13 protein-coding genes are annotated in these 14,632 nt (G+C 58.7%); 9 read left to right on the forward strand and 4 right to left on the reverse strand.

Going from position 1 to position 14,632, the window contains the following annotated elements; translation table 11 throughout:
* Window positions 1-19 precede the first annotated feature (19 nt).
* Entirely contained in the window at window positions 20-205 is a 186-nt protein-coding gene (locus P3M64_RS01675) for a hypothetical protein (RefSeq protein ID WP_276157049.1), read from the reverse strand.
* Here P3M64_RS01675 and P3M64_RS01680 point away from each other — a divergent pair.
* The 6 genes from P3M64_RS01680 to pgmG all read left to right on the forward strand — a co-directional run bounded on the left by P3M64_RS01680 (window position 204) and on the right by pgmG (window position 6,631).
* Window positions 204-794, forward strand: coding sequence for a VWA domain-containing protein (locus P3M64_RS01680; RefSeq protein WP_276157050.1), 591 nt, complete (start codon window positions 204-206; stop codon window positions 792-794). The genes P3M64_RS01675 and P3M64_RS01680 overlap by 2 nt on opposite strands.
* Before the next feature lie 49 nt (window positions 795-843).
* On the forward strand, window positions 844-1,563 hold the full coding sequence (locus P3M64_RS01685) for a DnaJ domain-containing protein (protein WP_165886362.1): 720 nt from the start codon (window positions 844-846) through the stop codon (window positions 1,561-1,563).
* 115 nt (window positions 1,564-1,678) lie between these two features.
* Window positions 1,679-2,728, forward strand: a complete 1,050-nt coding sequence (locus P3M64_RS01690) for a glycosyltransferase family 4 protein (protein ID WP_132939566.1) — start codon at window positions 1,679-1,681, stop codon at window positions 2,726-2,728.
* 120 nt (window positions 2,729-2,848) lie between these two features.
* On the forward strand, window positions 2,849-3,718 hold the full coding sequence (gene galU / locus P3M64_RS01695) for a UTP--glucose-1-phosphate uridylyltransferase GalU (RefSeq protein WP_132939565.1): 870 nt from the start codon (window positions 2,849-2,851) through the stop codon (window positions 3,716-3,718).
* Between the two features lie 170 nt (window positions 3,719-3,888).
* Window positions 3,889-5,220 carry a UDP-glucose dehydrogenase family protein gene (locus tag P3M64_RS01700; RefSeq protein WP_132939564.1) on the forward strand — a complete coding sequence of 444 codons (1,332 nt, stop codon included), beginning with the start codon at window positions 3,889-3,891 and terminating at the stop codon, window positions 5,218-5,220.
* A gap of 7 nt (window positions 5,221-5,227) precedes the next feature.
* The gene (pgmG, locus tag P3M64_RS01705) at window positions 5,228-6,631 is read left to right on the forward strand and encodes a phosphoglucomutase/phosphomannomutase PgmG (RefSeq protein WP_132939563.1); all 1,404 of its coding nucleotides are present in this window, start codon (window positions 5,228-5,230) and stop codon (window positions 6,629-6,631) included.
* A 44-nt stretch (window positions 6,632-6,675) separates the two neighbouring features.
* On the opposite strand, the gene P3M64_RS01710 is transcribed toward pgmG, so the two are convergent.
* Window positions 6,676-8,040, reverse strand: coding sequence for a D-alanyl-D-alanine carboxypeptidase family protein (locus P3M64_RS01710; RefSeq protein ID WP_276157051.1), 1,365 nt, complete (start codon window positions 8,038-8,040; stop codon window positions 6,676-6,678).
* A 1,013-nt stretch (window positions 8,041-9,053) separates the two neighbouring features.
* Between P3M64_RS01710 and P3M64_RS01715 the strand changes: the two genes are divergently transcribed.
* The 3 genes from P3M64_RS01715 to clpA all read left to right on the forward strand — a co-directional run bounded on the left by P3M64_RS01715 (window position 9,054) and on the right by clpA (window position 12,642).
* Window positions 9,054-9,653, forward strand: a complete 600-nt coding sequence (locus P3M64_RS01715) for a phasin family protein (protein WP_276157052.1) — start codon at window positions 9,054-9,056, stop codon at window positions 9,651-9,653.
* A gap of 281 nt (window positions 9,654-9,934) precedes the next feature.
* A complete protein-coding gene (gene clpS / locus P3M64_RS01720; RefSeq protein WP_407702163.1) occupies window positions 9,935-10,267 on the forward strand; it encodes an ATP-dependent Clp protease adapter ClpS in 333 nt (110 codons plus the stop codon).
* A 29-nt stretch (window positions 10,268-10,296) separates the two neighbouring features.
* Window positions 10,297-12,642 (forward strand): ATP-dependent Clp protease ATP-binding subunit ClpA, encoded by a 2,346-nt coding sequence (gene clpA / locus P3M64_RS01725; protein ID WP_132939561.1) that lies wholly within the window; start codon window positions 10,297-10,299, stop codon window positions 12,640-12,642.
* Window positions 12,643-12,746: 104 nt separating this feature from the next.
* Here clpA and P3M64_RS01730 read toward each other — a convergent pair whose 3' ends face one another.
* Both P3M64_RS01730 and P3M64_RS01735 read right to left on the reverse strand, forming a co-directional pair.
* The gene (locus tag P3M64_RS01730; protein WP_132939560.1) at window positions 12,747-13,349 is read right to left on the reverse strand and encodes a hypothetical protein; all 603 of its coding nucleotides are present in this window, start codon (window positions 13,347-13,349) and stop codon (window positions 12,747-12,749) included.
* 72 nt (window positions 13,350-13,421) lie between these two features.
* Complete coding sequence (locus P3M64_RS01735; RefSeq protein WP_243644801.1) at window positions 13,422-14,573, reverse strand: GNAT family N-acetyltransferase; 1,152 nt, start codon at window positions 14,571-14,573, stop codon at window positions 13,422-13,424.
* Window positions 14,574-14,632: the final 59 nt, after the last annotated feature.

The following is a 14,632-nucleotide window of genomic DNA, read 5'->3' on the forward strand; positions in this document are numbered from 1 at the left end:
CTAGCCCCGGCGCCCCCCCTCAATGTTCGAGGTCGATTTTTGCCCCGCGCCCCATACCCTCAGGGAGAGCGATGTCCGATACTTCAGATAAAACGCCTTCGGCCAAATCGTCGTCTTCGGACGTCGAGGCATTCTTAGAACAGGTCGCGCGGGTCCCCGTACGCGCCCCGGAACCGGGCGTCCAGGGGCGGATGCTTTTCGCCATGGACGCCACCGCCAGCCGGGAGGGAGCGTGGCGTCAGGCGCTTCGGATTCAAAGTGATATGTTCCTGGCGGCTAAGGACCTCGGCGGGCTTCGCGTTCAATTGGCGTTTTATCGCGGCTATGGAACATTCAAGGTTAGCCCTTGGATCGACGACAGTGATCAATTGGTGCGCCTGATGGCGTCGGTTTCATGCCAGGCGGGCCCTACGCAGCTTTCCAAGATATTAAAGCATTGCATAAATGAAACTAAGCAGTCAATTGTAAATGCTTTAGTTTTCGTTGGAGATTGCTTTGAAGAAGATATTGATCGAGTCGCCGCGACGGCCGGCGAACTGGGATTGCTGGGGGTGCCGGTTTTTATTTTTCAAGAGGGGGAAAACGGTCAGGCGAGGTCGGCCTTCATGCAAGTTGCTCGGTTGTCCGGCGGGGTCTACGCTCGTTTCGACGCGAAAAGCCCAAACATGCTTCGTGAGTTGCTGAAAGCCGTCGCCGTATATGCCGCCGGAGGAAGGCCCGCATTGGAACGCGCGGCGCGAAAAAAAGGCGGGGAAGAGGCCTTGCGCCTCGTGCGTTTATTGCCCAAACAATGATCATAACGCGCTTATCCCACAATGCGTTTATCGGAGTGACTCTGATCTCATGCCTTATCTCATTCTAGGTCTTACCCTTGCGTTGGGGTTGTTTCTTTTGGGGCGTTGGTTCATCAGTGCCGACCCAAAGGACCTTTTTAAGGTCCTTAAGATTGCCGTGGCGTTGGTTGGCCTCACCATAATTATCGTGTTGGCGGTTTCGGGGAGGTTGCTGTGGGCGTTGGCCGCGCTGCCCGCCGTATTGATCTGGTTGATGCGCCTGTTCGGGGCCTTCCGGGCGGTGAAATCGTTTGCCGGGGGGCGGGAAAAAAAGAGTGAAGAAAAAAATTCCGAAATCGAAACAAGTTATCTTCGTATGCAGTTGGACCATCTTACGGGGCGGATGCATGGGGTCGTTCTTGCCGGTGCGTACCGGGGCCGCGCCCTCGATACGCTCCCCTTGGAGGCGCTTCTGAAACTGTTGGGGACCTTGCGCGTGGACGATCTTGATTCCGCCCGGCTTTTGGAAAGTTATCTCGAACGTGCGCACCCGGATTGGCGGGATCACAACGAAGATGGATACGGCAATGACGGGGCCGCGCGGACGGGCGAGATGGCGCGTGGCGAAGCGTTGAAGGTTCTGGGTCTGGAAGAAACGGCGTCCGCCGAGGAGATCAAGGCCGCGTATCGCCGCTTGATGGCGAACCTCCATCCCGATCACGGGGGATCGTCGTATCTTGCGGCCCAAATCAACCGCGCCAAGGATGTTTTGCTGGGCGATCAAGACTGATGAGGTTGCGCGAAGGCGTAGAGGTGTGGCAAAGGATGGGCGCCTTGTGGGCGATGACGACGATGGAGAACGAACAAAAACAAATGGAGCGGTGGGCGGTGCGGTGGGCTGAACAATGACGATTTCGGCCTTGATGTCGCATATGGCGTTTGGCGTCGCGTTGTTCGCGCTGTCGGCGCTGTTGACCTGGGTGCTGATGCGCAAAGTGCGCATTATCGATCATCCCAACCATCGCTCGTCGCATCGCACGCCGACGCCTCGTTCCGGGGGGCTCGCCATCGTCGCCACGGTATTTATCGGCCTGTTGACGGTGTTTTTCGTCGGCGGCGAAGCGCGCTTGAGCCAAGGTTATTATATCGGGTTTCTGGCCTCCGCGCTGGCGGTCGCCGCGGTTTCGATCTATGACGATTTGCACGGTTTGGGGTTTGCGGCCAAGCTTTTCGTGCAAACCGGCGCCGCGGTGGCGTTGGTGTTAAGCGGGGCGGGGCTTAGCACGGTTTCCCTGCCCGGGATCGGCCATGTGAACCTTGGCGGGTGGGGTGGAGCGGTGTCGCTGGTTTGGGTTGTCGGGCTAACCAATGCGTTCAATTTCATGGACGGTCTGGATGGTCTGGCGGGCGGAGCCGCGGTGATCAGCGCCGCGGCGTTCGGGCTTGTCGCCTTTCTTGAGGGCAGCAACTTCATCTACATGCTCAGTTGGATCGTCGCCGCCGCCAGTTTGGGATTTTTAGTGTGGAATTTCCCCCCGGCGAAAATTTTCATGGGCGATTCGGGGAGCCAATTCCTCGGCTTCTTGTTCGCCGCGATGGCGCTTATTGCGGGGCGCTACGACGGCGCGCACGTACCCTATCTGGTAATGCCCCTTTTGTTCTTTAATTTCATCTGGGATACCGCGTTTACCCTCGCGCGTAGATGGAAAGCGGGTGAGCCCGTCGCCCAGGCGCATCGTGGGCATCTGTATCAGCTTACCAATCGCATGGGAGCGTCTCATGCTCGGGTCACCCTGACGCACTACGGTATTTTCGTGGCGCAGGGAATTGGGGCGCTTGTTTTCGTGCACGTTCACGGCGCGGCGCGGCTTTGGGTTTTCGCGCCTTTCGTGGCGTTTCAGACGATTTATACGCTGGTCGTGATTTCCCGCGCCCGCCGGGCGGGATTGATTTGATCGCCCGCCTCGCACCGGCGACTTGCGGACAGTGAGGCGGCTGTGGCACAAAGACCACCCAAACGACAAGCCCATCGCCGGGGATGGTTTGAGGCCTTCGGCGTCGATGAAGGGAAGATCATGATTAAGCCTGTACGCAAAGCGATTTTTCCCGTGGCCGGATTGGGGACGCGTTTTTTACCCGCCACCAAAGCGATGGCCAAAGAGATGCTGCCCATCGTTGATAAGCCTTTGATTCAGCACGCCGTCGAGGAGGCGCTGGACGCGGGAATCGAAGAGGTGATCTTCGTCACCGGGCGGGGTAAATCCGTCCTTGAGGATCATTTCGACCGCAGCTTCGAGCTGGAAAAAACCCTGGAAGAGCGCGGCAAGGAGGCTGAACTGCGCTCCGTGCGGGCTTTTTTGCCGAAACCCGGTCAAATCAGCTATACCCGTCAGCAAACCCCCTTGGGGTTGGGCCATGCCGTGTGGTGCGCACGTAACTTTATCAACGACGAACCGTTCGCGGTTCTTTTGGCCGACGACCTGATCTTGGCCGAAAAGGGGTGCCTTCGCCAGATGGTCGAGGTTTATCAGCGTGTCGGCGGCAACGTGGTCGCGGTCGAGGACGTCGCCCCCGAGCAGACCCATCGTTACGGTATTTTGGACGTCAGCGACGACGACGGCGAATTGGTCAAGGCGAAGGGACTGGTGGAAAAGCCCGCCCCCGATGTCGCGCCCTCGACCCTGTCGATTATCGGTCGCTACATCCTTCAGCCCGAGGTCTTCGCCCAATTGGACCGCCACGAAAAGGGGGCGGGCGGAGAAATTCAGTTAACCGATGCGATCGCGCGGACGATAGACGGCGTTCCCTTCCATGGCGTGCGCTTTACGGGCACCCGCTTTGACTGCGGCAATAAACGAGGGTTCGTCGAGGCGAACATCGCTTTCGCCCTGGAGCATGAAGACATCCGTGCCGACGTACGCAACATGTTGAAAAAATACGTTTGACTCTGAAACCCAAAGGGCATGCGCGGCGCTTGAAAGTGTCCCGGCCTTCGCCTACAAATACCCCGTCTTTTCGTGTGGCGTCCCTCCGTGCCGACGCGCGTGAGGCGGACACTGGCCGTCCCCTCGCGGGGGGATGAATTTTAACGATCAATTAGAGGAGGGTACGGCGCATGCACGTGGCAATGATCGGCACCGGATACGTCGGGCTTGTTTCGGGGACGTGTTTTTCAGAATTTGGTGTCGATGTGGTTTGCGTCGATAAGGACCGCGCTAAGATCGAGAAACTCGAACAGGGCGTCATGCCGATTTACGAGCCGGGTTTGGACGATCTCGTCGCCAAGAACGTCCGCGAGGGGCGCTTGTCGTTCACCGCCGACCTCTCCCGGGCGGTGAAAAAGGCCGACGCCGTCTTCATCGCCGTGGGAACGCCGACCCGCCGCGGTGACGGCCATGCCGACCTTTCCTACGTTTACACGGCGGCCAAGGAAATTGCCGCGGCGATGGACGGTTATACCGTCGTGGTGACCAAATCGACGGTTCCGGTCGGTACCGGCGACGAGGTTGAACGGATTATCCGCGAGGCCCGCCCCGACGCCCAATTCGACGTGGTGTCCAACCCCGAGTTCTTGCGCGAAGGCTCCGCCATCAGCGATTTCACCCATCCCGACCGGGTCGTTATCGGCACCCACAGCCCGCGCGCCCAGGAGGTCATGCGCGCTCTGTATCGGCCCCTGCACCTGATCGAAACGCCGATTCTATTTACCTCGCGTACGACGTCGGAACTGATCAAGTACGCCGCCAACACTTTCCTGGCGACCAAGATTTCGTTCATCAACGAAGTCGCCGATTTGTGCGAGAAAGTCGGCGCGGATGTCCAGGACGTCGCCAAGGGTATAGGCTTGGACGGCCGGATCGGTAAAAAGTTCCTGCACGCCGGTCCGGGGTACGGCGGATCATGTTTCCCCAAGGACACCTTGGCCTTGGCCCACACCGCCCGTGACATCGGTGTTCCCTTGCGCATTGTCGAAACCGTAATCGACATCAACACCAAGCGTAAGAAGGCGATGGCCGAACGGGTAATCGCCGCCTGCGGCGGATCCGTGGCGGGCAAGACCATCGCCGTCCTGGGCGTGGCGTTCAAGCCCAACACCGACGACATGCGCGATTCGCCGAGCCTGGACATCCTACCTCAACTACAGGCCAACGGCGCTACCGTGCGCGCTTATGATCCCGAGGCGATGCGCGAGGCAAAAGCCCTCCTTCCCGACGTCGTGTGGTGCGACGGCACTTACGAAACCATGGAGGGGGCCGACGCCCTGGTGATCATTACCGAGTGGAATCAGTTTCGCGGTCTTGATTTCGAACGGGTAAAGGCATTGTTGCGCGCGCCTGTTTTGGTCGATTTGCGGAATATTTACAATCCCGACGAAATGGTTCGAGCGGGCTTCGATTATCATTGCATCGGAAGGCCGCTTCCCCTCCTTCATGGCGAAGGGAAGTAACCCCGTCATGGATCTATCTCAGGCGGCGCAAAAACACACCTTCGATTCCACCATCCTGCGTGAATACGATGTGCGCGGGATCGTCGGCGAAACCCTCACTCCGGCGGACATGACGGCGATCGGTCGGGCCTATGGCACGGTGTTGAGGGAAAAGAACGGACGCACGGCGGCGGTGGGCTATGACGGGCGGCTTTCGTCGCCCGAACTGGCCGTCGCCCTGTGCGCCGGGCTGATCGCCGCCGGCGTCGATGTGGTGCGCGTCGGGCTGGGCCCGACGCCGATGCTTTATTTCGCCGTGCACCACCTCGGTCTTGATGGCGGGTTGATGGTGACCGGATCGCATAATCCGCCCGAATTCAACGGCGTGAAAATGGTCATGAAAGGGCATTCCTTCTTCGGCGCGGATATCACCCGCTTGGGGGATATCGCCACGACGGGGGCCTTCGCCGCGGGAATCGGGCAGGCGCGCGACGAGACCGTGTTGGATGATTACATCCGGCGGGTCAGTGGCGACTATGACGCAACCAAGGGTCTTAAAGTGGTTTGGGACAACGCCAACGGCGCGGCGGGCGAGGCCCTGCAGGGCTTGGTGTCGCGTTTGCCGGGAGCCCATATCCTGTTGAACGAAACCATCGACGGCTTGTTCCCGGCGCATCATCCCGATCCCACCGTGGAAAAGAATCTGGCGCAGTTAAAGGCCGCCGTCGCCGCCCATGGGGCCGATATCGGTATCGCCTTCGACGGCGACGGCGATCGTCTGGGGGTGGTCGATGGGCAGGGGCGCGTACTGTGGGGCGATCAGATCATGTGCATCCTGGCGCGCGAGGTCCTCGCCGATCTGCCGGGCGCCGTGATTATCGCCGACGTTAAGGCCAGCCAGGTGTTTTTCGACGAAATCGAAAGGCTGGGCGGCCATCCCGTGATGTGGAAAACCGGACATTCGCTGATCAAGGCGAAAATGGAGGAAACGGGCGCGCCGCTGGCCGGGGAAATGAGCGCGCATATTTTCTTCAAGCATCGTTATTACGGATTTGACGACGCCCTATACGGTGCGGTGCGCCTGCTGTCGGTCCTCGCCAAGGGGGGCGAAAGCCTGTCCGAACTGCGCGACCGCCTGCCGCAAATGGTCAACACGCCGGAATTGCGCTTCGAATGCGACGATAAACGTAAATTCCAGGTCGTTCAGGAAGTCCGCGAACGTCTTCGCGCCGCCGCCGACGTTCGCGTCAACGATATCGACGGGGTACGGGTGCTCAACGACGATGGCTGGTGGCTACTTCGGGCGTCGAACACCCAACCGGTGCTGGTCGCGCGCTGCGAGGCGAAAGACGATGCAGCCCTAGACCGGTTAAAAAAGGCCCTGACCGATCAGTTGGTTCGAAGCGGAATACGCCCACCGACCTTCGACTGACGATGGTTTCATTTCTTAGGTTGCCGGGACGTGGGAGAAACCCATCAGTTGGAGGCCAGCTCGACGGAGTTCTTAAGGCGCAACGTCATGCAATCCACATCTTTTTTCTTTAACGTTCGGCAGGCCCGGTAGGCCTGTCGTTTGCTTAATCCCACGATACGCGCCCGGTAAACGGGTCCGCCACGCGCGCGTAGAGGGACGACCTTAACCGTACCGTCGGTGAGCGAACGGGGGGCCTTGTCAACGGCTTTCGTGGCGATGGCGAACGCCGGATCGTAGCGTTTATAGGCGCCAACCTGGACTCCCCAACGTGGGGACGTTCGAACATCGGGCGCGGCCGTTTTCACGCGGGCCATTTTTTTCTCGGCACCCCTGGTGCGGCGCCGTGACGCGGTTTGTGTTTGCCCTCGATCGATTTTGGCGAACGCCCGGTTCAATATCGCTGTCATTTGGGCGTTGCGTTTGCGGGAGGTCTTGCCGCCGAAAATAACGCCGATGAGGCGGGTGCCGCCGCGGCGCACCGAGGCCACCAAATTAAACCCCGATGCCCGAATATAGCCCGTTTTCACGCCATCCATGCCATCGTAAGTGGTTAACAACTTATTATGATTCCTGAACGTGGAACCATCGTAGTTGAAGGTTTCCTCGGAAAAATAATGATATTTCTTGGGATAGTCGCGGATGATCGCCAGCGCCAATGTCGCCATGTCGCGCGCCGTGCTCATTTGTCCGCGGTTGGGTAGCCCCGAAGCGTTCCTGAAAGTTGTGCGTTTCATGCCCAATTTTCGGGCCTCGGCCGTCATCATCAAGGCGAACTTGCGTTCACTACCCCCTAAACGTTCACCCAAGACAACGGCGATATCGTTGGCCGATTTGATGGCGACGGCGCGAATGGCGTCGCGCACGGATATCTTTTCACCGGCGTTCAAGCCCAGCTTCGAAGGTTGTTGGCGTGCGGCATGGCGCGATACGGTGAGCTTCTCGTTAAGATGTAAGCGCCCCTGATCCAAGGCCTGGAAGACGAGATACAAGGTCATCATCTTGGTCAGCGACGCGGGGTAATTGCGGGTGTCGGGGTTAACGGCGTGGAGGACCTTGCCTGTATTGACGTCAATGATAAACGAGGCGTAACGCGCGGCGGCGAGTTGAGGGGCGGAAATTAAGGCGTAAACGGCGATAAGACAGATAAAGAAGGCGGTTTGAATATGTGTCGCCGAGAAAAGTTCTCGCAAAAGTCCTCGCCGATGGCGACGGCGCGGTCGCGCATCAAGATTGGTGCGCGGGACGGCGTTTTCACCGCGAAGCGGACCCGCTTGAGAGGAGGGAGCCGCATATCGCTTCGTCACTACGTCGGCCATCACCCTCAAGGCGACCCCCTTTTCCCTGACTCGACGGCGAAGATCCGACATGAACCTCGCCTTCTATGGTTTCTTTCCGGACGCCTATTGTGCGATCTCACCGCGCAGATGAGACACCCCTACGACAAAGACGCTTAATCAGGGTGTCATTATGCATAAGGCGTCGTCAACAAAGCGTTAATGCCTTGGTCAAAAAAAATTGGATGACCTTTGACAAAGTGACTCGATAAATGGACCCGACACGTTTTTCCCGAAGAGCGATTTTTGTGCATAAAATCCCTGGATGATCAAACGTCAGGTGTTGGGTTCGAGGGGAATATTTATGTTATATTATTTGAAAACAATGCCTTATTGTAAGTTTATCAATATGCTGCGTCGCACAAATTTATTGCTTGGTGTGTGTCTTTGTTTTATCATTACCTTGAGTTGCAGGTGGCGTGTCTTGGTGTTGGTCCAGGTTTAGCCGGCTGCCGCTGAGCATGGCGTGTTTCGGGTATTTATGGAAGGATACCCCTTTGACGTAAGTCTTGGGGCGCGCCAAGGGGGGACGTGGACATCTTGAAAGAACGTCAATCGCTTTGACCAACCGCCTTTAACCGCACAATTTTTCAGGAGATTTCGTTATGGTTTCGTCCCCTAAAACGCCGACGTCGTACCCGAAAAATGAACCCTCCGGGCACGCCGACAGCGCCGTTAATCGTCTCGATACGCACTCGGCGAGCGCCCCTGCGCCTAAGGAAGAGCCGTCGCCTCCCACCGTGGTGACGCCCTCGAATGGGGGTGGGCAAGGCCGTTCGGCGGACGAACCCGCTTCGTCCTCAGCGGCGGCCTCGCCACAGGGAAATCGTACCGCCCCTCCCATCGGGGCGCGTCCTCTGGGGACGGGCAACGTAGAGGAAACGCCGAAGTCCGTGTCGAACACGACGCCCCAACGGGGTGACGCGGCCTCGCGGCCGAAAAAGCGCGCCGCCGCCGCGGGGCGTAAGCAGACAACGCGCTCCGCACCAATTTCAAAGGCTTCACGCCCGGCTCAAGGCCCATCCGCGGCGCGGGCCGTCCAGACTATGGCGAGCGCCACTTCGCCGACGGACAAGGCTTCGGCGGCGAAGAGAACAACCGGTACGAAGGCCGCCGCGGGAAAGGCGGCGGGCAAGGCCGTGGCCGCCCCAAAAAAGGGCGCGGCGAAAGCAACCCCGAAAAAGAACCCCCAAAAGAACAAGACGGCGCCATCCGTTACTTCCCGCAAGGCGGCGTCGTCCCGTACGGCAGCCAAGGGGGATTCAGGGAAGGCGGCGATGTCCGTAGGAGATGTTTTCGCCTTTGGGCGCGCCAACGTGGACGCCGTTTTGGAGAGTGGCGTGACAGTGTTCATGGGGGTCCAGGATTTTCAGGCTCAGTGCTGGGATTTTGCCTATAAATCGTTGGGCCAGGGCGTCGAAGCGAGTGCGCGCCTGTTGAAATGCGCGTCGCCAAAGGACGCCATGGAGATGCAGAAATCGCTTATTCAAGATGGGGTGGAACGCTGGATTCAAACCACTCAGGATTTGTCGAAAATTTCCAACGTGACGGCCCTGGACGCCCTAAGCCCCCTAAGTCGGGACCCTCATAGCGAGGAGATGGCGGGCGCACGCCACAAACCCACGACAACGCCTCGACACCCCTGAAGGGCGTACGCACAATACGGAACCCCGACTTCCGGAGGTTCCATCAGCGTCCCGGCTGCGTCCGGGCTGCGTCCGGGGATGTTCGGTCTTCGGACGCATTTTTTTTACCACCCCCTATCTTTTGGATAAAATGTCCATACATCAGAAAGACGCCGATGGCGGAGGCTTTTCCATGGCCTGTGCGGAGGGGCGTTTTCCCGGGGCGTGATTTTTCGTATACTGCGTTATACGGACCAAAGTTTGAATGACGAAAATCCAATGTTTAAGTGGAGTGCATATACGTGAGCGGCTCAGATAAACCCCATGATGGCGACCGTCTGGATACGGCGATTGTGGTTAAATCACGTGCAAAGACAAAAAAGCCCTCCATGTATAAAGTACTGATGCTGAATGACGACTATACGCCGATGGAATTTGTCATTCATGCCTTGGAGCGCTTTTTCGGCAAAAGCCATGAAGAAGCCACAAAGATCATGCTTCATGTTCACCAGCGTGGAGTCGGTGTTTGCGGCGTTTTTACTTTCGAAGTCGCGGAGACAAAGGCGACGCAGGTGGTCGATTTAGCGCGGAAAAACCAACATCCGTTGCAATGCACGATCGAAAAAGACGATTGATGTAACTCAAGCCAGCGAGGGTCCGACAGATGCTTTCGAAAAATTTAGAACAAACGCTGCATCGCGCCTTGGGCTACGCCGGGGAGCATGGCCACGAGTTCGCGACTTTGGAACACTTGCTTCTGGCCCTGAGCGAGGATTTGGACGCCGTGGCGGTGTTTCGCGCCTGTGGTGTCGATGTCGATCGCGTTCGTCAGGAAGTTCTCGAATTCATCGAGACGGAGTTGGTCCCTCTAAGTTCGAGCCAAGCGGCGGAACCCAAACCCACGGCGGGATTTCAGCGTGTCATTCAGCGCGCTATTATCCACGTTCAGTCGTCGGGTAGAGAAGAGGTTACCGGCGCCAATGTGCTGGTCGCTTTGTTCACCGAGCGGGAATCTCATGCCGTTTTCTTTTTGCAAGAGCAAGAAATGACGCGTCTGGATGCGGTTAATTATATCAGCCATGGCATCGCCAAGGTGCCCGGACAATCTCAACCTCGCCCCATCGGTGGAGCGGATCCGGAAAGTGGCGAGGAAGATGTCGCCAAGCAGGGCAAGGAGGCGTTGACCGCCTACTGCGTCAACCTCAATCAGCGCGCCGCGGAGGGGCGGATCGATCCCTTGATCGGCCGCGAAGGCGAGGTTGAGCGCACCATCCAAGTGCTCTGCCGGCGCACCAAGAACAACCCTCTTTATGTCGGCGATCCCGGTGTCGGAAAAACCGCTATCGCCGAAGGGTTGGCGCGGCGCATTCACTTGAAAAACGTCCCGGAAGTTCTTGAAAAAGCAACAATTTATGCGCTTGATATGGGTACGTTGCTTGCCGGAACGCGCTACCGTGGCGACTTTGAGGAACGCCTGAAAGCCGTCATCAAGGAACTTGAAGCGACCCCCGACAGCATCCTATTTATCGACGAAATCCACACCGTGATCGGAGCCGGGGCGACTTCGGGCGGCTCGATGGACGCTTCCAACATTTTAAAGCCCTCTTTGGCCAACGGCGCGTTGCGCTGCATGGGATCGACCACCTACAAGGAATACCGCCAACACTTCGAAAAAGACCGCGCTTTGGTGCGCCGCTTCCAGAAGATCGACGTTTACGAACCTTCGGTCGAGGACACGGTGAAAATCCTACGTGGTTTGAAACCCTATTACGAAACACACCATCAGGTACGTTATACCCACGACGCCATTCGAAGCGCCGTTGAATTGGCCGACCGTTACATCAACGACCGCAAGCTGCCCGATAAGGCGATCGATGTGATCGACGAGGTCGGTGCGTCACGGATGCTGGTGCCCAAGGCGAAGCGCCGCAAGGTGGTTTCGGTCAAGGACGTCGAGGCGGTGGTCGCCAAGATCGCACGAATTCCGCCCAAAAGCGTCTCGCGCGACGACCGCAAGGCGCTACGCACCTTGGAGAGCGATCTCAAGCGTATGGTCTATGGTCAAGATACGGCGATCGACGCCCTGTCCGGCGCCATCAAGCTCGCGCGCGCGGGGCTGCGCGCGCCGGAAAAACCAATCGGATCGTACCTGTTTTCCGGCCCGACCGGCGTCGGAAAAACCGAGGTCGCGCGTCAATTGGCTCACACCCTAGGGGTTGAACTGATCCGCTTCGATATGTCCGAGTACATGGAACGCCACTCCGTTTCGCGCCTGATCGGCGCGCCGCCGGGCTATGTCGGTTACGATCAGGGCGGCCAATTGACCGACGCCATTGACCAGCAACCCCACGCGGTTCTGTTGCTTGACGAAATCGAAAAGGCGCATCCCGATCTGTTCAACATCTTGTTGCAGGTGATGGATCACGGCAAGCTGACCGACAACAACGGTAAGAGCGTCGATTTCCGCAACGTCGTGTTGATCATGACATCCAACGCCGGAGCCGCCGATATGGCGAAACCGGCGATCGGGTTCGAGAGAACCGTGCGTGAGGGGGAGGATACCGAAGCCATCGAGCGGATGTTCAGCCCCGAATTTCGCAATCGACTGGACGCCGTGATTCCCTTCGATAGCCTCAGCACCGATGTCATGAGCCGCGTCGTTGATAAGTTCATCCTTGAATTGGAGGAACAGTTGTCCGACCGTCAGGTCGCGATCGAACTCAGCGACAAAGCGCGCCTCTGGTTGGCGAAGAAAGGCTATGACCGTCTCAATGGCGCGCGCCCGCTGGCCCGGGTCATTCAGGAATACATCAAGAAACCACTGGCCGAGGAACTTCTCTTCGGGCGACTCGCCCATGGCGGGACGGTTGTCCTGGGCCTCGAAGATGAAAAACTGACTTTCGCTTATCCCGAAACCGCGCCCCCTAAAGGGGCGGCGCGCAAACACGCGGCGAAAAAGCCCGGTTCGTCGAAAGGTTCGCCGCCGAAACTTCCGGCCTTGATGGAATAGTCCGCTCGTCGGTGGTCGATAAATTCAGATAAAACGGGGCGCTTCGTGGTTCGAGGCGCCCCGTTTTTTGCTTAGGAAAAACCAAGGTCGGGCATCTTTGTGGGTTACTGACGGCATGCCGCGTCTTGGACGATGCGTGCGCGGATCGCCCCCAAGGCGGCGAGGGCCGTGGTCTTGTGGGGTTCTACGGAATATTGGGTGAGCGCCGTTTTTCCCGCGGGGTAGCTCCGCTCGATCGCGGCGACGCGGCATTGCCCACACGTGTTGACGATAACCATGCCGACGCCTTTTTGTTGGCCGAGGATAAGGCAACGCTGTCCATCGGCTTTCCCTCCCAGCGTTTGTGGCGTCGGTGTGCGGGGCGTTATCGGCGCGGCGGAGGGGGCGGTTGGACATGGCGAAATTCCGGTTATCCGGGTCTCCCCCGGCCCCAGGAAGGAGAGTGGTTGGCGTGCGCCGCCGGGCAGGGTGTATTCACGGTTGGTGGGGAATTGTCCCATCGCCGCGCCGGGGCGGATGCGCATCACCTTGGCCACGACACAGGCGCTGCAGCGATTAACCAGCCCTTCGCCGCCTTGCTGGCGGTAAAGTTGCACGCATCGCATGGCGGCGTGGGCGTTCTGGGAACGGATGGCGATAACGATCGACAATACCGAAGCCGCCATAACGACCGTTAGCAAAAAGCGAAAGGGAAATTTGTGTTTCATCACCTTCCCGTATAGCGAAAAAGTGTTAATCCCGCGTCAATGGCGTGCGCCATAACGAGGAAATCATAGCCTTCACTTGGGGGTGGAAGGCGCGCGGAACGGTGAAAAATCAGCCAACTCATCAATTTCCTCGGCCACGGCGTCGCGTTCGGCCTCGATCGCCCGTTCCAGGGCGTCGCGAAAGCCGTCGTCGCGCACCCAATGGGCGCTGTAGGTTTCCACCGGAAGATAACCTCGGGCGATTTTGTGTTCACCCTGGGCGCCCGCCTCGACGGTTTTTAAACGATGGGTTATGGCGTATTCAATGGCTTGGTAATAGCAGATCTCGAAATGCAGGCAGGGGACGTGTTCCACGGCCCCCCAATAGCGCCCGTACAGGCCGTCGGAGCCAATCAAATTCAGCGCGCCGGCGATCCAGCGCCCGCCGCGCCGCGCCATGATGAGAAGTACGCGATCGGCCATGCGTTCGCCAAGTAGGGAAAAAAAAGTACGGTTGAGATAGGGCCGCCCCCATTTGCGCGCCCCGGTGTCCATGTAAAAACGATACAAGGCGTCCCAGTGTTCCTCGTGAATGTCCGCCCCGTTCAGGCGCACGACCTCGATTTCCCGCTCGGGGCCAAGAGCGGTGCGCCGCTCCTTGCGAATCTGTTTGCGCTTACGCGAAGACAGCGCGGCTAAAAAGGCGTCGAAATCGGCGTATCCCGGATTGGACCAATGGTATTGCCGTCCGATCCGGGGTATGAAGTTTTTGCTTCCCAGGGCGGCCCAGTCGTTTTTATCGGGAAAGGTGACGTGGAGCGACGACACGGCCATGCGCCGGGCGATGTCCACCATGGCGTCGATGAGCAGGGCCTTGGTCCCCTCGGGGGCGTCGGGGTGGACCAGGAGCCGGGGGCCGGCGACAGGGGTGAACGGCGCCGCGCACAGCAGCTTGGGGTAATATCGCCCTCCGGCGCGTTCGTAAGCGTCGGCCCATGCCCAGTCGAAGACGTATTCCCCATAGGAATGGGACTTGACGTACATCGGGGCACAGGCGACGAGCCTGCCCGAGGGGGCGTGCGCGACGACATGGCGCACCAGCCAGCCGTTCTGCGCCCCCAAGGTGGCGCTATCTTCCAGGGCAGATAAAAAGGCGTGGCTGACGAATGGATTTACGCCCCCGGCGCAAATATCCCAGGCGTCCGCCGAAATGTCGCCGATGGCCTCAAGGAGGCTGATTTCCAAAGCGTTCGATCCATCCGCCATGGCTCAAAAATGGGCGCGCGTCGGCCCAACGATGTGGG

This window comes from Varunaivibrio sulfuroxidans, from assembly GCF_029318635.1.
GTDB classification, from domain to species: domain Bacteria; phylum Pseudomonadota; class Alphaproteobacteria; order Rhodospirillales; family Magnetovibrionaceae; genus Varunaivibrio; species Varunaivibrio sulfuroxidans.